This is a genomic window from Arthrobacter sp. zg-Y1116, from assembly GCF_024385485.1.
GTDB lineage: Bacteria > Actinomycetota > Actinomycetes > Actinomycetales > Micrococcaceae > Arthrobacter_B.
The window spans coordinates 257,499-278,757 of sequence record NZ_JANFLR010000001.1; the positions used below are offsets into that span (position 1 = coordinate 257,499).

The following is a 21,259-nucleotide window of genomic DNA, read 5'->3' on the forward strand; positions in this document are numbered from 1 at the left end:
CGCCCAGGTCCGGCGGCAGGTCCGGCAGCTAGGCTCCGGCGCTTTCCGCGAGTACCTTCAGTACCGCTTCGCCGTAGCGCTCCAATTTCGACGGACCGACGCCGGGCAGGGTGGCCAGCCGGTTCAGTGACGGCGGCCGGTCTTCCGCGATGGCGACCAGAGTGGCGTCGGTGAACACCACAAAGGCCGGAATACCTGCTTCGGCGGCCGCCTCGCGGCGCCATTCCCGCAGCGCGTCGAAGGTAGCTTCCTCATAGGTCACCGGGCAGTCCCCGCAGCGCCCGACCTTGCGTTCGGCGCCGGTGTTCAGCAGGGCACCGCAGCTGCGGCACTTCGCCGGCCCGGTGACCTTGCGCCGGGTCTGCTTCGCCGGTCCTGCCGTCCGTCCGGCGTCCCGCTCCGTACGGGGACGCAGTCCATCCAGGAAACGTGACGGTTTCCGGTTGGCACGCCCGCCCGGTGTCCGGGCCGTGGACCAGGACAGCGCCAGGTGTTCCCGCGCACGGGTAATACCCACGTAAAGCAGCCGCCGTTCCTCGTCGACGGCCTCCGGGGTATCGGCAAAGGAAATGGGCATCAAGCCTTCGCTCAGTCCAACCAGGAACACCGCATCCCACTCCAGGCCCTTAGCCGAGTGCAGGGACGCCAGGGTTACCCCCTGGACCCGGGGTGCGTGCTGTGCCGCGGCGCGTTCCTCCAGTTCCGCCACGAAGTCCTGCATGGTGAAGATGCTGTCCGGGTCACGGGTCCGGGTGACCTGCAGCTCTTCGGCGAGCGCCACGAGCGCCGCCAGGGATTCCCACCGCTCCCGCGTGGCGCCGCCGCCTGTCGGCGCCTCGGACGTGTAGCCCAGGGAAGCCAGAATGTCCCGCACCATCTGGGGCACGGGCTCGTTGCCCACGGATCGGGACGCCGCACGGAGCTGCAGCACCGCGTCGCGGACTTCGCGGCGGGCGAAGAACCGCTCGCCGCCACGCAGCTGGTAGCCGATACCGGCTGACGCCAGCGCCTGCTCATAGGCCTGCGACTGTCCGTTGGTACGGAAGAGGACGGCGATCTCGCTGGCCTGGACCCCCTGTTCAATCAGTGCCTTGATGGAGGAAGCCACGTGCGCGGCTTCCGCTTCGTCGTCGGCGCATTCGGTAAACGTCGGCTCCGGGCCGGCCGGCCGCTGCGCCACCAGCTCCAGCGGCGTCGGCCAGGCCGGTGCCGTCCGGTTCCGCTCCCCCTCGGCTGTGCGGGCCGCGAGGATCCGGTTCGCCAGGCCGACCACCTGCGGCGTGGAACGGTAATCGCGGACCAGCTTGACGACGTCGGCGCCGGGGAACCGCTTGGTGAAGTCCAGCAGGTGCCGCGGGGTGGCGCCGGTGAAGGAGTAGATGGTCTGGCTGGAATCGCCCACCACGCACAGTTCGTTGCGGGCGCCCAGCCACAGGTCCAGGAGCCGCTGCTGCAGCGGTGAAACGTCCTGGTACTCGTCCACCACGAAGTGCCGGTACTGGTCCCGCACCATGGCCGCCACCCGCTCGTCTTCCTGGAGGATCCCCACCATGATCAGCAGGACGTCTTCGAAGTCGATGATGTTGCGGTCCACTTTTACGTCCTCGTAGGACTGGAAGATCCGCGAAATGGCCGTCAGGTCAAACCCTGCCGGGGGTTCCCGGTCCCCGGCGGCCCGCACGTAGCTGTCCGGGGTAAGCATGGAAACTTTCGCCCATTCGATTTCCGCGGCAACGTCGCGGATGGCGGCCCGGTCGGTGGACAACCTCAGGCGCCGGGCGGCTTCCGCGATGATCTGGGCCTTGTGATCCAGCAGGCCGGGCATCGCTCCGCCGACGGTATGCGGCCAGAAATACTGCAGCTGCTTCAGCGCGGCAGCGTGGAATGTCCGTGCCTGGACGCCGCCGGCCCCGAGGTCCCGGAGCCTGGTGCGCATTTCCGCTGCGGCCCGCGCCGTGAAGGTAACCGCCAGCACCTGCTGCGGCTTGTAGACGCCGGTGGCCACGCCGTAGGCCATCCGGTGCGTGATGGCACGGGTCTTACCGGTTCCGGCACCCGCCAGGACGCAGAGGGGACCGGTAAGGGTGGTGGCTACTGCCCGTTGCTCGTCGTCGAGCCCTGCAAGGATTCGTGCTTCTGGTGATTCACTGCTCATGCGCGGGTGTTGGCCTCCGGTTCGGTAATGGTGCCGCCGTACCAGCGCTCGATCAGGTTCCGGGCGATGGAAATGGGGCCTGCAATGGTGATTTCGCCGCTGGCCACGGCATCGGTGAGTTCCGTCCGGCTGAACCAGCGGACATCGGACATTTCGACGCCGTCGGCCTTCGCTTCCGCGTGCTCCGCGCGGGCGGTGAAGCCCAGCATCAGTGAACACGGGAACGGCCACGGCTGCGAACCGAGGTATTGCGGGCTGTGGACAACCACGTTGGACTCTTCAGCCACCTCGCGGATGACGGCGGCCTCCAGCGATTCCCCGGGCTCAACGAAACCGGCGAGGGTGGAATACCGGTTCCCCGCCCAGGCAGCGGCCGAACCAAGCAGGATGCGGTCCTGCTCGTCGATAACGGCAACGATGATCGCGGGGTCTGTGCGCGGGAAGTGGGAGCTGCCGTCCTCGGGACAGCGGCGGACCCAGCCTCCCTGCTCCGGAACAGTCCGCGCACCGCAGCGCGGGCAGTGGGTGTGCACGGAATGCCAGTTGGCGATGGAAGCTGCCTCGACGAACAGTCCTGCGTCCAGGGCACCCAGATGGGTTGCGGCTTCACGCAGGCTCACCCAGGCGGCGCCTTCCACGGCGAGCGCTTCATCCGGCTCGGGCAGGGTCACCAGCACGACGTCGGTCCCCAGCGGCACCTGCGCATCTTCGAGGGTCCGGCCCAGATAGACGGGAACGTCGCCAAAGCCCGCCGCAGGCGGTTCAAAGAGCACCAGGGCGCCGTCGCGGACGAGGGTCCGGCCTGTTGCCAGGTACATGACCCGGGTTCCGCCGTCGGCACGGATTGTTTCGAAGAGATCCGGTGCCACGCGGCGCTCGGAGCCCCGATCCACGGCCGTGCGCGCCAGCGGTAATAAACCCAAGGGAGTTGCTTCTGCTGCCGGTGCCGGGATACTCATACCACCTACCGTACTGACTCCCTCCCCCCAAACTGTAGTTGGCCCCGGGCACCGTCCCCGGTCTGAGGTTTTCCTCACGGTTTGGGCGACTCGCCGCCCGCCAATGGTTATTCGGACCACATCTGCCCCTACGGTTGAAGATGTGAAACGGACCCCCATGGAATTGGCTGCAATGGCCAGCGCTGCCGTCCCAGGGCTGACCCCTACCGGCGTTGCCGGTTCCCCGGACGACGCTGCGGATTTTGACGCGGCGCTGCTGCTTGACGACGCCGGGCGCAGGTGGCGCGTCCGGTCCCCCAAACACCTCGAGGCCAGTATGCGCCTGGAGACCGAGCTGCTGGTCCTGCGCACATTTGTCCCGGCGGTGAGGGCCGAATTGCCGTTCGCGCTGCCGTATGTTGCCGGCACCGTCCGCCAAGGCGAGCTATGCACTTTTGTCTATTCCCACCTGCCGGGCGCCCTCCGGAGCATTGATGCCCTGGTGACGGCCGGGAGTTCGGTCGCCATGGAGATCGGCCGGGCCATGGCCGCGATCCACGCCATTCCCCGGGAACTGGTCACCTCCGCGGACCTGCCGAGTTACAGCGCCAACGAGTTCCGGCAGCGGCGCCTGAACGAGCTGGACCAGGCGGCCACCACCGGCAAGATCCCCGCTGTACTGCTGCGGCGCTGGGAGCACGCGCTGGAAGACGTCTCGCTGTGGCGTTTCAAGCCCACCGTGGTCCACGGCGACCTGCATGAAGACAACATCCTGCTGACCGGCGAACGGGTCAGTGCGGTCACCGGCTGGACCGACCTCCGGGTGGGCGACCCGGCAGATGATTTTGCGTGGTTGATCGCGGCCAACGATCCCCGGTTCACGGAGACCGTGCACGCTGCCTATTTGGAAGCCAGCAACGATCCCGAGGATCCGCACCTGATCCGCCGGGCAGCTTTGTCTGCGGAATTCGCCCTCGCGCAGTGGCTGGTGCGCGGCGTCGCCGCAGAGAACTCCACCATGGTCGACGAAGCCGTGGAGATGCTCGGCACCCTCGAAGAAGACGTACTGGCCCAGGAAGCGTCGGACCGGCGGGACAGCCAGGCCCGCGCTGCCGACGCCCGGGCAGCGGAAGCCGACGCCGCTGCCGCGGCGGCCGCCCGGCCGGCTGCCGCCAAGGTTACCGTTGTCCCCATTGCTCCGGACGCGGCACCCGCGGCGTCAGGCGCAAACGACTCCGCCCCGGACACCGGCAGTGTCAACCGCGTGGTCGATACCGGCACAGGGTCGGACACGGAAAACGGCACCGAAACCGCAATGGCAACGGCAACGGACCGCCCGGAACCTGATGAGAGTGTGCGGGGAACCGTAGCCCCCGACGAAGGAACACCAGGGGAAGCCGCAGCGGATGAAGCCGCAGCTTCCGGTGTGGACACCGGCTCCGGAAACGATCCGGAAACCGGTGCTGCATCCGAGGCGGACAACGCTTCCGGGGACGCCGCATCCCGCGATGGACAGTCCGACACGAGCCAGCCGGGGACCGAAACAACGGCCCTCCCGCTGACCCCGGTCCCGGAGAAGTAGCCCAGCACGCCTACGCTCGGGTGCCCCGCCGAATTCCGGCGGGGCACCTTTTTCTTTTAAGAGCTATTGCAATGTCTCGGTTCCTGCCCTAGGTTAGTTACATCAGTAATGAACCAAGTAAGTAGCGAACCAGGGACGTGCGTCCCCGGGGCGAAACCACAGGAGCCGCTTTGATAGATGACAGCAGGCCGATCTTCCAGCAGATCGCCGAACGCGTCGAAGGCGACATCCTTGACGAAACCCTCAAGGAGGAGAGCCAGGTGCCTTCCACCAATGAGTTCGCGGCCTTTTACCGGATCAACCCGGCGACGGCGGCCAAGGGCATCAACCTCCTTGTGGATGAGGGAATCCTCTATAAGCGCAGGGGCATCGGTATGTTCGTGGCGCCCGGAGCCAGGGAAGCCGTCCTCAAAAAGCGGCGGGAACAGTTTTATGAGCAGTACGTCCGTCCGTTGACAATCGAAGCGCGGAAGCTGGGTATTGACGGCACCCAGCTCGCCGGATTGATTCAGCGCAGCGCCGTCGACACCGAAGGGAGCATGGCGCCATGACTGCCGGCACCACGAACGTGATAGAAACCCGGAACCTTACGCGCCGTTACCGGGACCAGCTAGCGCTCGACAACGTCGACCTGGATATCTCCGGCGGCCGCATTTACGGGCTGCTCGGACGCAACGGAGCGGGCAAGACCACCTTGATGTCCATCCTCACGGCCCAGGGCTTTGAGTCTTCCGGCGAGGTACGGGTCTTCGGAGAACACCCCTTCGAAAATGACCGGGTGCTGCGGCGGCTGTGCTTCGTCCGCGAATCGCAGAAGTACCCGGACGATTTCACCGCGGCCAACGCCTTCGCATCCGCCGGGCTCCTGTATCCGAACTGGGATGCCGGGTTCGCCGCCTCGCTCGCGGAGGAATTCCACCTGCCGGTCAAGCGCCGGTTGAAAAAGCTATCCCGCGGCCAGCTTTCCGCCGTCGGAGTGGTTCTCGGACTGGCATCGCGGGCGGAAATCACCTTCTTTGATGAGCCCTACCTGGGGCTGGACGCCGTGGCCCGGCAGATTTTCTACGACCGGTTGGTTGAAGACTTCGCAGAGCATCCCCGCACCATCGTGCTTTCCTCGCATCTGATCGACGAGGTCGCCCTGCTCCTGGAGCACGTGATCGTGATCGACAACGGCAGGATTGTCCTGAATGACGACGCAGAGAACATCAGGGGCAGCGCCGTAACCATCACCGGCACTGCGGACGTCGTCGAGGCCTTCATCACCGGGTACCCGGTGCTGCACCGCGAAGCCCTGGGGTCCCTTGCCTCGGTGACCGTAGAGCATCGGCTGGACGACGCCGGGCGCCGTGAAGCCGCAGAGCTTGGGTTGCAGCTGACCCCGGTATCCCTGCAGCAACTCATTGTCCGCAAGACCCTGCAGGCCGATGGCGTAGAGAAGCCGTCCGGCACTGCGGCAACAGACAGCCTGGAGGCGTTCCAATGAACCGTGCAGTAGCCGTGGCGCGAATGCAGCTGACCAATAAATGGATCTACCTGTGGATCCCGCTGATTATCCTGGTTGCCTCCACGCTGATTTCGCTGGCCATCTTCGCGATGATCCCCGACGACGCATCGAACGTCATTTCGGGCTCCGGGCAGGCCGTGATGTGGTACTTCTTTGCCTTGGGCATCCAGGCCATGACCCTGCTCTTCCCCTTCTCGCAGGCCCTCAGCGTCAGCCGCCGAGCCTTCTACATCGGCACCATCGGCCTGTTCTCCCTGGTCGCCCTGGCTCTCGCGGTCCTGTACTGGGTACTGGGCCTGGTGGAGCAGGCAACCGACGGCTGGGGCATGAAGGGCGCCATCTTCGCCATCCCGTGGATTGCCGAGGGCGCCTGGTACACCCAGATCCTCTTCTATTTCGCGGTCACCATCCTGCTGTTCCTCCTGGGCTTCTGGAGTTCGACCATCTACAAGCGCTGGCGGACGATTGGACTCACGGCAGCACTGGTGGGCGCCGGCGCCGTCCTGCTGGGAGTCATCGCCTTGATCACCTGGCGGGAGGCCTGGCCCTCCGTCGGCGCCTGGATAGTGCAGCTGACGCCGCTTTCCCTGGCCGGCTGGCTGCTGGCTGCCGGCGCGCTGCTTGCCCTCACGTCCTACGCCACGCTTCGGCGAGCCGTTCCCTGACCCTCCCCGACCGGTCCCACCGCCCGAACCCCGTCCGCCGAATCAGTATCCGGCGGACGGGGTTTTTGCTGCCTCCCGGATGATCTCCTCGAGTTCGTCTTCGCCCGCCAGGTTGTACGGCCGCACCAGCTTATCGGCGGCCACATAGTAGAAGGCAGCCCGTACCTGCTCCAGCGGAACCCCCTTGAGCCGTGCCCAGGCCAGCCGGTACACGGCGAGCTGTACGGAGCGCACATCGAGCTTCTGCGACGACGGCGGAGCGCCGGTTTTCCAGTCGATGAGGTCCCACGTGCCGTCCGCGTCCTGGAACACGGCGTCGATCCGGCCGCGGACGACGACGGTGTCCACCTTGGTCTCCACCGGCACCTCAATGAAGGCCGGCGTCCGCTGCGCCCAGTCCGAGGCCTCGAACGTGGCAATCATGTCCTCCAGCTGATAGGCCTCATCCACATAGGCGTCGGCAGCCCCGGGGTATTCGTCGATGTCCAGCATGCCGCTGGTACCGAAGAATTCCTCGACCCAGGCGTGGAAGGCCGTGCCCTTGCGGGCGGCCATGCCCGGTTGCCTCGGCACCGGACGGCGGAGCTGCCGGGTAACCTCCGCCGGGTTGTCCTTCAGGTCCACCAGCATGGACGCCGAAATGTGGGCGGGAAGTTCCACCTGCACCACCTCGTTCGGCGGACGGTGCCGCGCCAGCACCAGTTCCGTTTCGCGGCTCCAGCGCCCGATCAGCGACGCAGCGGCGGTATCAGCAGGCCCGGAATCCTGCCCGGACTGACGTTCTTCTCCCGGGCCCTCCCCCACGGCCCCGTTCAGGTTCCGGGGCTTTGCCGCCCGGCTTCCGGCCGATTCCAGCACGGCCTCTGCGGCGGCCTGCATCGCCTGCCGGCGCGGTCCCAGCGGGTCAACCGGCCATACCGCCCGTTCCGCCTCGGCGTTGGCCGGGTTTTCTGTCCCCTCATCTTCGGTGGCGACCCAGTGCAGGAGCCGGTAGCCCGGGGCTCCGGACTGCTCCAGGTCGTAGAGGTCCTGCAGGTAGCGCGACACTCCCAACGCCTTTGACCGCCCCCCGCCCCAGGCGGAGGAGGTGCAGATCAGCACGGACTTGGCGCGGGTGAACGCCACGTAGGCCAGCCGGCGTTCCTCGCGTTCGGCATGGCCCTTGGCATCTTCGCTGAAGAGCTTCTCGCTTTCCAGCCAGGACTTCTGGTCCACCTGTTCCCAGTCCCACTGCGGCAGGTCCAGGCTGTCACCGCGCAGCGTCCACGGGATCGCGGCGTCACCGCTGCTCCAGCGCGAATCCTTGTCATTGGGGAACGAGGTTTCGTTCAGGCCCGGAACCACCACGATGTCCCATTCCAGGCCCTTGGACGCATGGACCGTGAGGAGCTGGACCGCTTCCCGGCTCGGCTCAAGCGGCGTCACGGGCAGGCCGTTTTCCTCGGTGTTGGCCGCTTCCAGCCACGCCAGGAACGCGGCCAGATCCACCCGTTCGGCGGACGAGCTGAAGGTGGCTGCGGCGTCGATGAAGGCGTCCAGGTTCCGCCGGGACTCGTGCAGGGTCACGCCGGGCTTGGCGGCGACCTCGATGTCAAGCAGGATCCGGCGTTCCACTTCCCCGATCAGCGTGGTCAGGTCCTCGCCGACAAAACCGCGCAGGTCCCGGAGCTCGTTCCGCAGCCGGGTCAGGCGATTCAGACCCTCTTCGGAGAGGGACCTTCCGGCGTTGGACACCCAGCCGGGACGCGGCAGCGAGTCCACGGCTTCCACCAGGCTGCCGGCCTCCACCAAGTCCGCCTCCACTACAAGGTCCGGACCTTCGTCCGGGCCGTGGATATCCGCAGCGTCGGCAACCCGCACGGCCCGTTCACGGACGCGGACCAGGTGCCGGGACCAGTCAGCCAGTGCCATGAGGTCCGCCGGTCCAATCCGCCACCGGGCTCCGGCCAGGATCCGCAGCATCGAATCGGAACGCCCCGGGTCACCCAGGACCCGCAGGACAGCGAGCAGGTCAACCACTTCCGGGGTGGACAGCAGTCCGCCCAGCCCGACAATCTGCACCGGAATCCCCCGCAGCTCCAGTTCCTTGCGTATCGGTTCGAACTGCTTCCGCCCCCGGCACAGCACCGCCACCGTGGGCGTCAGTTCCTTCCCGCGGTCGTCGTGCCCGCCGAGCTCCGCTTTGCGGCTGCGGTGGAACGCCACCTGCTCGGCTACGGCCTCGGCTTCCCCCAGGATCCGTTCCGGCGTGCCCTTGCCCGGCTCCACCGAGACATCACAGAGGTAGCGGCCCAGATACACCTCGCCTACGGGGGCGAGGGGCTTGGCCTGCAGCTCGGGTACGTGCGGCAGGCGCTGGTGCTTAAGCCACGGGGCAACCCCGTTGAGCGGGGTGGAGACGGTGTTGGCAGCCGCCAGCACCGAGGTGGAGTTCCGCCACGCGACGGACAGGTTCGCCAGCGGCGCCAGTTCCCGGCCGGTGTCGGTGAACAGCGGGAACTTCTCCCGGAAGGTGCCCAGCTGCCCGGCCGAGGCCCCGCGGAACCCGTAAATGGACTGATGCGGATCCCCCACGGCGGTGACGGAGCGGCCGTCGCCGAACAGGTTGGAGAAAAGCACCATCTGCGCGTGGGAGGTGTCCTGGAACTCGTCCAGCAGCACCACCTTGAACTTGGCGCGCTCCATTTCCACGGCTTCGGGGATGGTGGCGGCAATCCGGGCGGCCAGTTCCACGAGGTCGCCGAAGTCCAGCTGCCGGCGTTCCGCCTTGGCCTGCCGGTACGCTTCCACCAGTTCGGTCACGGAGATGCGCGTGCGAAGGCGGTTGATCAGCTTCCTGGCCGCCTGGGTGGGTTCCTTCGGCTTGCCGAACTGGTACGGCAGGGCCGTGACCGCGGCGACGTGGGCTTCGAGTTCGGCACGGACCTCGGCAGGGGTGCGCAGGTGTTCGGAGCATTCGCCGGCCATCTGGAGCACCGCCCCGACCAGGGTGGACTTAGCTGCGGTGAAGTGTTCGTACTCACCGGAATAGGCTTCCACCACTTCATTGGCCAGCTGCCAGGACTGCGCGCCGCCGAGCATGACGGAATCACGTTCGACGCCGATCCGCAGGCCGTAGTCGTTCACGATCCCGTTCGCGTAGGAATGGTAGGTGGAAACACTGGGCTCCATCCGTTCCTCGCCGCCGCCGGCGGTGTCCGGATCCGCGGCACCGCCCGGCCCGGCGTCGAGCTGGTGATAGAGCAGGTTCAGGCGCGCCCGGATGCGTGAGGCCAGCTCCCCGGCCGCCTTGCGGGTGAAGGTGACCCCGAGGATCTCTTCGGGCCGGACCAGTTCGTTGGCCACGAGCCAAACCACCCGGTCGGCCATGGTCTTGGTTTTGCCCGACCCGGCACCGGCAATGACCAGCAGGGGTTCGAGGGGACCTTCGATGATTCCGGCCTGGTCCTCGGTGGGGTACTGCACCGGCGAGTTCGGATCGGTGTGCAGCAGTTCCGCCAGCTCCCGGGCGGAGTACTTCGGGACGGGCGCCGCTTCCGGCAGCTCCCCCGGTACCGTTACGGGCACGCTCACTCGGTGACCTGCTTTCCTTCAGCACAGATGGGACAGATTTCGGGCAGCCGGCAGCCGTTCCCGCCAAAACCGCTGCGGCCCGGGTCGTGGACGGTCTCGAAGAACGCGGCGGACATCAGCGCCGCCGCATTGCGGACCATGTCCCGCGCCGTGGTGTCATCGGGATCCAGCGGCGGCTGTTCCTGGACGGAAACACCCTTGTTCGTGGTGCCCAGCTGCACCAGGGCGGCTCCGCCGGGCACCGGAGGGGCGTCCGGCAGCGCGCCTTCGCGCACCGCCTCCTGGTAGGCGGCCAGCTGCGGGTGGCCCTGCAGGTCGTCCTTCTTCGGGGCCGATTTGCCGGTCTTCAAATCCACGATGAACAGCCGGCCGTGCTCGTCGGCTTCCAGCCGGTCGATCTGCCCGCGCAGCAGGGCGGTGCGGACGGCGCCGTCGATCTCCACCGGCAGTTCCACCTCGAAGTCTTTTTCGACCGCGACGAGGGACCGGCCGCTGCGGCGCATGGTGATGACGTATTCGGCGAGCTTGCGGACCATGGTTTCGGCCCGCTGGTAGTCCATCTGGCCTTCCCAGTTGTCCTTCATGCCCAGGGACGGCCAGCGTTTCTGCAGCTCCTGCACGTACTCGCTGCCGGCGGCGTCGGGCATGTCCTGCGCAATGGAATGCACCAGCGTGCCCAGGGAACGGGCGAAGTCGGTGGCCTGCTCACCGCCCGCAGCGGAGACGAACCAGCTCAGGGGTGACTTCAGCACTGCGTCGACCTTGGAGGGTGACACCGGGATCGGCGCGTCCGGGGGCAGGATGGGCGCAGTGCTGGACAGCGGGGCGAGCCCCCACCACTGCTCCGGGTGGGCTCCCGGGACCGGAACGGGGTGGTTCAGCATGGTCCCCAGATGATGGACGGCTTCGGCGGCTGCTTCCGGATCTTCCGCGGGCTGCTGGGCGTAACGGCGCAGTTCGGCCACCAGCGAGCGCAGGGTGTGGGGGCGAAGGACTTCGGTGCGCTGCCGTTTTTCCGCCCCCGGTTCCAGCGGCGCCACGAGGTCAAGGAAGGACGAGGGCTGCTCGTCTTCGGACGAGACGGCCGTGCAGATCAGTACTTCGCGGGCACGCGAAATGGCGGTGGAGAAGCTGCGCAGTTCGTCAAAGCGGATGGACTGCATCAGTGTCAACGGGCTGCGGTGTGCCCTGAAATTGTCGCCGTGCTCGACCGCCGCCACCAGCTCGCCGCTACCCAGCAGTTCACCGCGCAGGCGCAGGTTGGGCCACACATCCTGCTGGATGCCGGCGACTATCACCATCGGCCATTCCCGGCCCGCAGCGCTGGCCGGGGTGAGCAGTTCCACTGCTTCGCGGCGCTGGGCACGGGCGGCCAACGTATCCATGGGCAGCTCTGAACTGGTGAGGTAGTCCAGGAACTGGGCCGGGGTGGAGCCTGGCAGCTGGTCGACGTAGCGTTCAGCGGTCTGGAACAGTGCCATGATCGCGTCCAGGTCCCGGTCCGCGCGGGAGGCACCCGGGCCTCCGGACAGCGCCGTTTCCGCCCAGCGTTTGGACCAGCCGGAAACGGACCACAACGCCCACAGGACGGTCTCCGCCGTGGCTCCCGGTTCCTGGACTGCTGCCCGTCCCGCGGCCAGCATGGCTGAAATGCGCTGGGCGGCCGGGCGGGCATCCCAGCTCAGGCCCGCAAGGGCCCGGCCGGATTCCGATTCCGGGTCCAGCAGCGACTCCACCAGCAGTACGTCGCTGGTCCGTCCGCCGCCGGCGCTGCGTTCTTCCCGGCGCAGTGCCTGCCGCAGCCGGCGCAGTTCCAGCGTGCTGGCACCGCCGATGCGCGAAGTCAGGAGGGACACCGCCAGCTCAGGGGTCAGCAGGTCCGGATCCAGTACGACGGCGAACGCGTCCAGCAGCGGGCGGACGGCGGCTTCATCGCGGACCGCCCGCTCGGCGACGGGGACCTTGACTTCGATCCCCTGGCCGGTGAGGTAGCGCTGGAGGGCAGCCAGCTGGGCACCGGTCCGGACAATGACGGCGATGTCCTCGAGCGAACGGCCCTGCAGCAGCTGCGCTTCCAGGATCCGCTGCGCCACGTAGCGCTGCTCATGCATGGGGGTGTCCACTACATGGGCCTCGGCAGTACCCGCCAGCGGAGCGGCATCGGCTTCCGGAGCGTCGGGACCCGGTGCGTCGTCGGGGGTTCCGCCGTCGGCTGCAACATGCGCCGGCGCTTTCCCGATAAACCGGGCATCGGCCACGGCGGTGCGGTAGGACGGCAGCTGGCCGACCACGGAAATCCGTGAGGCCGTCCGGGTCCAGGCTCCCGCCAGCGAACCGGTCAGCCGGTGCGAGGTGGTCAGGACGCGGGTCTGGAGACGGCCGTCAAAATGCCTGCCCAGCTGGCCCACCAGATCCGGGCGGGCGCCGCGGAAGCCCTGCACCACGGTGTCGGGGCAGGCGGCGGCGATGGAGTCCCCGGTGCCGGCGAGCAGCGCGTAGAGGCTGTGGATGGCCGGGTTGGCTTCCTGCAGGTCATCCACGAGCACCAGCTGCTGGCGTTCCCGCTCGGCGGCCAGGAATTCCGGATCCGAGTCCAGGATGTTGAGGGCTGACGTGATGATGCCTGCCGGATCAAAGGACTCCGGCATGCGCAGGTCCAGGACGTCCCGGTACTCGGCGTAGAGTTCCGCGGCGGCCACCCAGTCCGGACGGCCGTGCCGCTGTCCCAGCTCGCGCAGCTCCTCGGCGGAGATGCCGTATTCAATGACGCGGTCGAAGAGCTGGCGGATTTCCTGCCGGAAACCGCGGGTCCCCAGGGCAAGGTCCAGGCTGTCCGGCCAGGGCAGTTCCGGCACCCCCTGCTGTCCGTGCCCGGCCAGCAGTTCCTTGATGATGACGTCCTGTTCGGCGCCGGAGAGCAGCTTCGGAGCCCGCGTGATGTAGGGCAGGCGGCCTTCGGTCTTGGCGCGCCGGATCAGGTCGAAGGCGTAGGAGGCCCAGGTGCGTGCGGGCGCGGTGCTCAGGGTTCCCTGCAGCCGTGCCGAGAGCGCATCCCGCAGGCCGGCAGCGGCAAGCCGTGAGGGGGCGAGCATCAGCAGATGGGAGGGATCAAGCCCGTCGCGTTCAATCCGTGCGACGGCGGCTTCCACCAGGACGGTGGACTTGCCGGTTCCCGGCGCTCCGAGGACGAGCACGGGACCGCTGCCCGTTGGCAGGTCCACCACGGCCTGCTGGTCTGCGCTGAGCCGGGGCGCTGACAACGCGCTTGCAGCCGGACCGACGAGTTGGAGTTCAACGCTCATGGTTCCACTTCATCATGTCCCTCCGACATTCCTGATATCGGTGCCGCCGGTGGTTGCCGGCCGGTGGAGTCCGGCGCCTCCGGGGCGGCCCGCTGGGTGTTCTGCAGACCGGTCCGCAGGCGGTCCAAACGGTCCCATTCCGCCTCGTCGGGCTGCCAGCGGGCGGCTTCGATCCGCACCCGGTAGCCCGCGCCGTCATCGTCCGCCGTCCCGCGCACCGGGGTGCCCTCGAGCCGGTAGTGTTCCCAGGCGCGCCCTTCATGGCAGCGCGGGGGCTGTCCCGAGGACCGCAGGACCCGCCACCAGCACACCTCGGAGCCGCGTGCGGACATTACCGCGCCTACCTGGCGCGGGCCGCCGGCGTCGAGCAGTTCGGCAATGTCGCCATAGGAGAGCACGCGCCCGGGCGGTATGAGATCGGCCACAGCCAGCACCGCGTCGGCGTAGTCCCTGCGCATATCCAGTAGGGTACCGACGCCGGCGGCGCCGCCGCCAATCCCGGGAATGTCACCGCTCCCCGATAGGTTTGAGGCATGAACAGCTGGCATGAACTTCCCCGGGCGGCCTTCGACCTGGAGACCACGGGCCGGGACCCGCAGACCGCGCGGATCGTCACCGCATCCATCATCCTGGTCAACGGCCGGGGCGAAACCCTGCAGCACCACGAGTGGCTGGCCTGCCCCGAGATCCCGATCCCCGCCGAGGCGGCAGCCATCCACGGCATCACCAATGAACGCGCCCGGGCGGAGGGCGGGAACCCTGCCGCCGTCACGGCCGAGGTGGCCGACGTGCTGGCCGGCATGTTCGCAGCCGGCATTCCCGTCCTGGCTTTCAACGCCTGCTACGACTTCACGGTCCTGGCCCGCGAATGCGAGCGCTTCGGCCTCACGGCTCCCCATCCGGTTCCCGTTATCGATCCGTACATCCTGGACAAGCAGGTGGACCGGTTCCGCCGCGGCAAGCGCACCCTCACCGCCATGGCCGAGCACTACGGCGTGGGGTTCGAGAACGCACACACCTCAGCGGCCGACGTCGCCGCCACCCTGTCCGTGGCGGCAGTCATGGCCGCGAAGTATCCGGAACTGCAGTGCGATGCGCGCACCCTGCACGAGTCCCAGATCGGCTGGGCCGCAGGCCAGGCTGCCAGCTTCCAGGAATACCTGCGGCGCCGGGAGCCGGAAGCCGTGATCGACGGCAGCTGGCCGTTCCGTGCCGCACCGGACCACGCGCCCGGGTCCGTCCTCGACCCGGCCTGACCCCTCCGCGGCCGCCGTCCCGGCTCCTTCACGGGCCGTCACTTTGGCCGGAGCGCGGCGGCCAACATGCGATACTGGTTACTGTGTTTGGCGCTGATGGCGCCCCAGGCGGACCCGTGTTCTTACGCGCGCGTACCGTCTCGCGCCACGAGATTGGCAGGCACCCTCCGCACAGCCGGCATTTGGGCACGGCACAGAACCGTGCCCCCTTCCCCATGCTCCGGTCCGGCCATTGAACGCATATGACGAGGACGAATGATCACAGTTACCGACCTTCGCAAGGTCTACCGGCAGGGCGACCGCATGGTCACTGCACTGGACGGCGTGAGCCTGAGCGTGCCCAAGGGTTCGATCCACGGGATCATCGGCCACTCCGGTGCCGGAAAGTCCACCCTGGTCCGCTGCCTGACCCTGCTGGACCGGCCGACGTCGGGCTCGGTCACCATCGACGGCCGTGAGCTGACCGCTGTGAAGGACTCCGAGATCCGCGCGGCCCGCCGCCGGATCGGCATGGTGTTCCAGCACGCGAACCTCATGGACTCCCGCACCGCCGCCGCCAACATCGCCCACCCGCTGGAGCTGGTGGGCACGAAGAAGAGCGTCATCGACGCCCGGGTGAAGGAACTGCTGGCCCTCGTTGGCCTCGAAGGCAGCGCCGGAGCGTACCCCGCCCAGCTTTCCGGCGGACAGAAGCAGCGCGTGGGCATCGCCCGGGCGCTGGCCTCCGATCCCGATGTGCTCCTGTGCGATGAGCCGACCTCGGCCCTTGACCCCAGCACCACGGACGACATCCTGGACCTGATCTCCGATCTCACCCGCCGCCTGGACCTGACGGTCCTGATCATCACGCACGAGATGAATGTGGTGAAGCGGATCTGCGATTCGGTATCCCTGCTCGAGGCAGGACGGGTGGTGGAACACGGCCCGCTGCGCGAGGTTGCCTCCGACCTGCGCGGCCGCCTGGCCAAACAGCTGATCCCGCTACCCGTAACGCCGCCGTCGCCCGGCGGCCCGGTCCTGGAGCTGCTGTTCACGGGCCAGACCACGTCGGACCCGGTGCTTTCCGCGCTCACCCGCCGGTTCGACACCGATGTAAACGTCCTTGCCGGCAGCGTCGAGCTGCTGGCCGGCACCCGCTTCGGACGGCTGCGCATCCAGTTGGACACGCACACCGACATGGCCGCCGTCCATGAATACCTCGCCCTGCAGGGCGTCACCGTGGAGGTGGCAGCATGAACTTCCTGACCGGACTCTTCGACAACCCCGGAATCACCAAGGCACTGCCCGAAGCCGTGCTTGAAACCCTCCAGATGGTCGGCATCTCCGGCTTCTTCACCCTGCTGATCGGCCTGCCGCTGGGCGTGTTCCTGCACGTCAGTGCGCCCGGGGGCCTGCTCCCGATGAAGGTCGTCAACCGGATTGTCAGCGACATCATCGTCAACATCACCCGGTCGGTACCCTTCGCCATCCTCATGGTCACCCTGATTCCGCTGGCACGCCTCATCACCGGGACCTCAATCGGGCCCGTGGCCGCCTCCGTTTCGCTGAGCATCGCGACCATCCCGTTCTTCGCACGGCTGGTGGAAAACGCGCTCCGCGACGTCACCGGCGGCAAGATCGATGCCGCCCTGGTGATGGGATCAACCAAGATGCAGGTGGTCACCAAGGTGCTGCTGCGCGAGGCCCTGCCCGGCCTCGTCGCTGCCCTGACCACCACGCTGGTGACCCTCGTGGGCTACTCCGCCATGGCCGGCATTGTCGGCGGCGGCGGTCTCGGCCGGCTGGCCTACAACTACGGCGTCCAGCGCTTTGACACGCAGGTCATGGTGGTCACGATCATCATCATCGTGGCCCTCGTACAGATCATCCAGCTTGCCGGCGATTTCGTTTCCCGCCGGGTGGACCACCGGTCCGCCGCGGGCACCGGCCGGCGCAGCCGTCCGGCCGCTGCGGTCACCGACGCCGCCGCCGTTCCCCGGACCGGCACGGACCGCGAATTCGACAAGACCTCTGTCTAGTCTCCGTCTTCGGCAGTACGGGGCCCTGCCCCGGCGCTGCCGGATCTGCAGCCAGTAGCCGCTAGCTGCACCTTCCCCGGACAGCGGAGTTCCGCTTCCCGGGTCACGTGAAAGGAACGCACTCGATGCGTAAAGCACTTACCCTCGTTGCCACCGGTGTGGCTACGGCCCTGGCGCTGACGGCTTGCGGTGGATCCGATTCCGCCTCCAGCGCCGTGGAGAGCCTTGACCCCGCAAACCCGGTAACCCTGACCGTGGGCGCCAGCCCCACCCCGCACGCCCGGATCCTCGAGTTTGTCCGTGACAACCTCGCCGAGGGCACCGGGCTGGAAATCGAGATCCAGGAGTTTGACGACTACGTCACGCCGAACATCTCCCTGAACGACGGCGACAGCGACGTCAACTTCTACCAGCACCTGCCCTACCTGGAATCCCAGATGGAAAAGCAGGGCTACGACTTCGAGCACGGCGCAGGCATCCACGTGGAGCCGTACGCGGCGTTCTCCGATAAGCACGACGACGTCTCCTCCATCAGGGACGGCGCCCGGGTGATGGTCACCAATGACCCCTCCAACCAGGCCCGTGCCCTGAAGATGCTTGAGGAGGCCGACCTCGTGAAGGACATCGCCGACGATTCCTCGGTGCTGACCCTCACCGAGGAACAGAACTTCAAGAACCTGGACTTCCAGGAAAACAACCCTGAGCTGCTGGTCAACGACCTGGGGGATCCCACCGTGGACCTCGCCATCATCAACGGCAACTACATCCTCGAAGCCGGGCTGAACACCGACGACGCCCTGCTGGTGGAATCGGCCGAGGACAACCCGTACGCCAACTTCCTGGTCTGGAAGACCGGCAACAAGGACGCACGGATCGACAAGCTCGAGGAATTGCTCCACTCCCCCGAAACCAAGGCCTTCATTGAAGAGACCTGGCCGAACGGCGACGTGACTGCCGCTTTCTAGGGCAGGACGACAAAAACCCCGCACTTCCCGTTTCAAGGGGAGGTGCGGGGTTTTTTACTGCCCTAAAAGCCGGGCCGGCCTTACGGCTGCGCCGCAGCCGCGGCCTGGGCGGCAGCCGGCAGCGCTGCGTAGATCCGGTTCATCGCGGCGTCGTCGTGGGCACCGGACAGGAACCAGGCCTCGAACACCGACGGCGGCAGGTACACGCCGGCGTCGAGCATCGAGTGGAAGAACGGCCGATACCGGAAGGCCTCCTGCGCCTGCGCCTGTTCGTAATTGTGCACGCCGGTGGCGGACGTGCCGAAGGCGACGCTGAAGAGGCTTCCGGCGCGCTGGATGCTGTGGTCCACGCCGGCCTTGTCCAGTTCGGCGGACACTGCGGCGGAGAGCTCCGCGGAACGGGCGTCGACATTGGCGTAGACCTCGGCGGTGGCGGCCTTCAGCGTGGCGACGCCGGCCGCCATCGCAATCGGGTTACCCGAGAGGGTGCCGGCCTGGTAGACCGGGCCCAGCGGGGCGAGGTAATCCATCACGTCTGCCCGGCCGCCCAGGGCTGCCACGGGCATGCCGCCGCCGATCACCTTGCCGAAGGTGAACAGGTCCGGCGTCCACGGTTCCGTTGCGTCGGCTGCGCCGCCGGTCAGGCCCCAGTAGCCGGCCGGTCCGGTGCGGAACCCGGTGAGTACCTCGTCGAGGATCAGCAGCGCGCCGTGCTCGGCCGTGATCCGGGACAGGGCGGCGTTGAAGCCCTCGTCCGGAGTGACCACGCCCATGTTCGCCGGGGCGGCTTCGGTGATCACGGCGGCAATGTTGGCGCCGTGCTCGGCGAACGCCTTTTCGACGGCGGACACGTCGTTGTACGGCAGCACCAGGGTTTCCGCGGCGGTCGCTTCGGTGACGCCGGCCGATCCGGGCAGTGCCAGGGTGGCCAGGCCGGAGCCGGCGGAGGCGAGCAGCCCGTCGAGGTGGCCGTGGTAGCAGCCGGCGAACTTGATGACCAGGTTCCGGCCGGTGTAGCCGCGGGCCAGCCGGATGGCGGTCATGGTGGCTTCGGTGCCGGTGGACACCATGCGCAGGCGCTTCACGCCGGGCACGCGGTCCATGACCAGCTGCGCCAGCTCGGCTTCGGCCGGGGTGGACGCACCGAAGGACAGTCCGTTGTCCACGGCTGCGTGGACGGCGGCCAGGACGTCCGGGTGGGAGTGGCCTACCAGCGCCGGACCCCAGGAGCAGACCAGGTCCACGTATTCGCGGCCCTCTGAATCGGTGATGTACGGGCCCTTGGCAGAGACCATGAAGCGCGGCGTGCCGCCCACGGAGCCGAAGGCCCGGACCGGGGAGTTCACGCCTCCGGGCATCAGGGCCCGGGCGCGGTCAAAGAGTTCTTCGGACGAGGAGACAGGTGAGGACATTACTTGCTTTCCTTCAGCCAGGCCGCCAGCTCGGTGGCCCAGTAGGTGAGAATCATGTTGGCGCCGGCCCGCTTGATGCCCAGCACGGACTCTTCGATGGCCCGGCGGCGGTCAATCCAGCCGTTGGCGGCGGCAGCTTCAATCATCGCGTACTCGCCGGAGATCTGGTAAGCGCCCACCGGCACCGGGGACATGGCGGCCACGTCGGCCAGCACGTCGAGGTAGCTCATGGCCGGCTTGACCATCACCATATCGGCGCCTTCTTCGAGGTCCAGCTCCACCTCGAGGAGGGCTTCGCGGCGGTTCGAGGCGTCCATCTGGTAGGTCCGACGGTCACCCTTCAGCTGGGAGTCCACGGCTTCGCGGAAGGGACCGTAGAACGCGGAGGCGTACTTCGCGGCGTAGGCGAACAGGGAGACGTCGGTGAAACCGGCGGTATCCAGGGCGTGGCGGATGACGGCGATCTGTCCGTCCATCATGCCCGACGGGCCCAGCACGTGCGCGCCGGCGCGGGCCTGCTCCACCGCCATCCGGCCGTAGATTTCCAGCGTGGCGTCGTTGTCCACGACACCGTGTTCGTCCAGCACGCCGCAGTGTCCGTGATCGGTGAATTCGTCCAGGCAGACATCGCTCATGATGACGAGGTCGTCGCCGACTTCCCCGCGGACGGCCGCGATGCCGCGGTTGAGGATGCCGTTGGGATCGGTGCCCGCGCTGCCGACGGCGTCACGCTCGGCGGGGATGCCGAACAGCATGATGCCGCCGATGCCCAGCCCTGCCGCTTCCGAAGCAGCCTTCTTCAGGCTGTCCATGGTGTGCTGGACGACGCCGGGCATGGAGGTGAGCGGGTTGGGCTCGGTGATGCCCTCACGGACGAAGACCGGAAGGATCAGTTCGGCCGGATCCAGCCGGAATTCGGCGGTCAGCCGCCGCATGGCGGGGGTGGTGCGGAGGCGGCGGGGACGGTGCTGGGGGAAGCTCATGGGGATGGTTCTGCCTTCCGGTAATGATGGGGAACTAGGGAGTAGGACCCGTAGACATAGCAACGGAGAGTGCGTGGGCTATTCCCGCCGGCGTTGGCTGCTTCGCCACGGCAGCCGGCGCCGCACCCAGTTCACGCATCCGCGCAGCCGTGCTGTCGCCGATGGCCACCAGCAGCGTTCCGGCCGGTACCGGCACACAGCGCCGGACGAACCGTCGGGCGATGCTCGGGGAGGTGAGGACGACGGCGCGGCGTCCGGCCGGTGCCGACGCGGCGAAGGACTCGGGGTCCAGCAGTCCTCCCCCGGTCACCGCGGGGGTGAAGCGCACGCCGGTGGCCGGGTAGTCCACCGTGCAGTACGCGGTGACGGCGCGGACCTCCCAGCCCAGGGCGGTCAGTGCCTCATGCAGGGACGGGTCGGCAATATCGGCCTGCGGCAGCAGCACCCGCAGGTCGCCGCCCTCCGGATCCGATCCGGAGGGATCCGGCCAGGATGCGGCCAGGCCGCGGGCGGACTGGTCGGTGTCCGGCAGGAAATCGATATCGAAGCCGACTTCTTCCAGGGCCTGCCGCGTTCCGGCACCGACTGCCGCGATCCGGGTATCGGCGGGCACCAGGGCCTCGGGGCAGATGCCCAGCGCTGCACACCGGCGGGTCACGGCCCGCACGGTGGTGACACTGGTGAAGACCACCCAGGCGAACCGTCCGGCCTTCAACGAATTCAGTGCGCGGTCCAGCAGTGCGGTGTCCGCGGGGAACTGGAAATCGATCAGGGGCATCAGCGTCACCGACGCCCCGCAGTCCTGCAGTTCCCGGACCATGGCCGAAGCCCGGTCCGGGGTGCGTGGTAGGACAACGTTCAGCCCGGCGAGGTCCGGACCGTTGTGTCTGGCCGCCATCTCAG

Annotated in this window: 16 protein-coding genes; 8 read left to right on the forward strand and 8 right to left on the reverse strand. The window is 67.7% G+C overall.

The window, feature by feature from the left end:
- Positions 1 to 28: 28 nt before the first annotated feature.
- Together NNX34_RS01145 and nudC are read right to left on the reverse strand one after the other, a co-directional pair.
- Complete coding sequence (locus NNX34_RS01145; RefSeq protein WP_255764756.1) at positions 29 to 2,155, reverse strand: ATP-dependent DNA helicase UvrD2; 2,127 nt, start codon at positions 2,153 to 2,155, stop codon at positions 29 to 31.
- Positions 2,152 to 3,114, reverse strand: coding sequence for an NAD(+) diphosphatase (gene nudC, locus NNX34_RS01150; protein ID WP_255764757.1), 963 nt, complete (start codon positions 3,112 to 3,114; stop codon positions 2,152 to 2,154). Before nudC ends, NNX34_RS01145 begins: the two co-directional genes overlap by 4 nt.
- Positions 3,115 to 3,256: 142 nt before the next feature.
- On the opposite strand from nudC, the gene NNX34_RS01155 reads away from it, so the two are divergent.
- The 4 genes from NNX34_RS01155 to NNX34_RS01170 all read left to right on the forward strand — a co-directional run bounded on the left by NNX34_RS01155 (position 3,257) and on the right by NNX34_RS01170 (position 6,847).
- Positions 3,257 to 4,675: a phosphotransferase gene (locus tag NNX34_RS01155; RefSeq protein WP_255764758.1), complete on the forward strand. Its 1,419-nt coding sequence runs from the start codon at positions 3,257 to 3,259 to the stop codon at positions 4,673 to 4,675.
- A 170-nt stretch (positions 4,676 to 4,845) separates the two neighbouring features.
- Positions 4,846 to 5,226, forward strand: coding sequence for a GntR family transcriptional regulator (locus NNX34_RS01160; protein WP_227918398.1), 381 nt, complete (start codon positions 4,846 to 4,848; stop codon positions 5,224 to 5,226).
- Positions 5,223 to 6,161 carry an ABC transporter ATP-binding protein gene (locus NNX34_RS01165; protein ID WP_255764759.1) on the forward strand — a complete coding sequence of 313 codons (939 nt, stop codon included), beginning with the start codon at positions 5,223 to 5,225 and terminating at the stop codon, positions 6,159 to 6,161. The genes NNX34_RS01160 and NNX34_RS01165 overlap by 4 nt, the downstream gene beginning before the upstream one ends.
- Entirely contained in the window at positions 6,158 to 6,847 is a 690-nt protein-coding gene (locus tag NNX34_RS01170) for a hypothetical protein (RefSeq protein WP_255764760.1), read from the forward strand. The genes NNX34_RS01165 and NNX34_RS01170 overlap by 4 nt, the downstream gene beginning before the upstream one ends.
- A 42-nt stretch (positions 6,848 to 6,889) precedes the next feature.
- Here the strand turns inward: NNX34_RS01170 and NNX34_RS01175 are convergent, their stop codons facing one another.
- Genes NNX34_RS01175 through NNX34_RS01185 form a run of 3 tightly spaced genes read right to left on the reverse strand, consistent with a single transcriptional unit; the run spans position 6,890 to position 14,180 of the window.
- Entirely contained in the window at positions 6,890 to 10,414 is a 3,525-nt protein-coding gene (locus NNX34_RS01175; protein WP_370647234.1) for an ATP-dependent helicase, read from the reverse strand.
- A 2-nt stretch (positions 10,415 to 10,416) separates the two neighbouring features.
- The gene (locus tag NNX34_RS01180) at positions 10,417 to 13,722 is read right to left on the reverse strand and encodes an ATP-dependent DNA helicase (RefSeq protein ID WP_255764762.1); all 3,306 of its coding nucleotides are present in this window, start codon (positions 13,720 to 13,722) and stop codon (positions 10,417 to 10,419) included.
- The gene (locus NNX34_RS01185; RefSeq protein WP_255764763.1) at positions 13,719 to 14,180 is read right to left on the reverse strand and encodes an MGMT family protein; all 462 of its coding nucleotides are present in this window, start codon (positions 14,178 to 14,180) and stop codon (positions 13,719 to 13,721) included. The genes NNX34_RS01180 and NNX34_RS01185 overlap by 4 nt, the downstream gene beginning before the upstream one ends.
- 75 nt (positions 14,181 to 14,255) lie before the next feature.
- Between NNX34_RS01185 and NNX34_RS01190 the strand changes: the two genes are divergently transcribed.
- The 4 genes from NNX34_RS01190 to NNX34_RS01205 all read left to right on the forward strand — a co-directional run bounded on the left by NNX34_RS01190 (position 14,256) and on the right by NNX34_RS01205 (position 17,961).
- On the forward strand, positions 14,256 to 14,978 hold the full coding sequence (locus NNX34_RS01190; RefSeq protein WP_255764764.1) for a 3'-5' exonuclease: 723 nt from the start codon (positions 14,256 to 14,258) through the stop codon (positions 14,976 to 14,978).
- Between the two features lie 255 nt (positions 14,979 to 15,233).
- A complete protein-coding gene (locus tag NNX34_RS01195) occupies positions 15,234 to 16,214 on the forward strand; it encodes a methionine ABC transporter ATP-binding protein (protein WP_227918405.1) in 981 nt (326 codons plus the stop codon).
- Entirely contained in the window at positions 16,211 to 16,996 is a 786-nt protein-coding gene (locus NNX34_RS01200) for a methionine ABC transporter permease (protein ID WP_255764765.1), read from the forward strand. Before NNX34_RS01195 ends, NNX34_RS01200 begins: the two co-directional genes overlap by 4 nt.
- Before the next feature lie 125 nt (positions 16,997 to 17,121).
- On the forward strand, positions 17,122 to 17,961 hold the full coding sequence (locus NNX34_RS01205; protein ID WP_255764766.1) for a MetQ/NlpA family ABC transporter substrate-binding protein: 840 nt from the start codon (positions 17,122 to 17,124) through the stop codon (positions 17,959 to 17,961).
- 80 nt (positions 17,962 to 18,041) lie between these two features.
- Here the strand turns inward: NNX34_RS01205 and hemL are convergent, their stop codons facing one another.
- The 3 genes from hemL to NNX34_RS01220 are packed head-to-tail and all read right to left on the reverse strand — an operon-like array spanning position 18,042 to position 21,254.
- On the reverse strand, positions 18,042 to 19,373 hold the full coding sequence (gene hemL, locus NNX34_RS01210) for a glutamate-1-semialdehyde 2,1-aminomutase (protein WP_255764767.1): 1,332 nt from the start codon (positions 19,371 to 19,373) through the stop codon (positions 18,042 to 18,044).
- On the reverse strand, positions 19,373 to 20,356 hold the full coding sequence (hemB, locus tag NNX34_RS01215; protein ID WP_255764768.1) for a porphobilinogen synthase: 984 nt from the start codon (positions 20,354 to 20,356) through the stop codon (positions 19,373 to 19,375). Before hemB ends, hemL begins: the two co-directional genes overlap by 1 nt.
- 34 nt (positions 20,357 to 20,390) lie before the next feature.
- On the reverse strand, positions 20,391 to 21,254 hold the full coding sequence (locus tag NNX34_RS01220) for a uroporphyrinogen-III synthase (protein ID WP_255764769.1): 864 nt from the start codon (positions 21,252 to 21,254) through the stop codon (positions 20,391 to 20,393).
- Between the last annotated feature and the right edge of the window lie 5 nt (positions 21,255 to 21,259).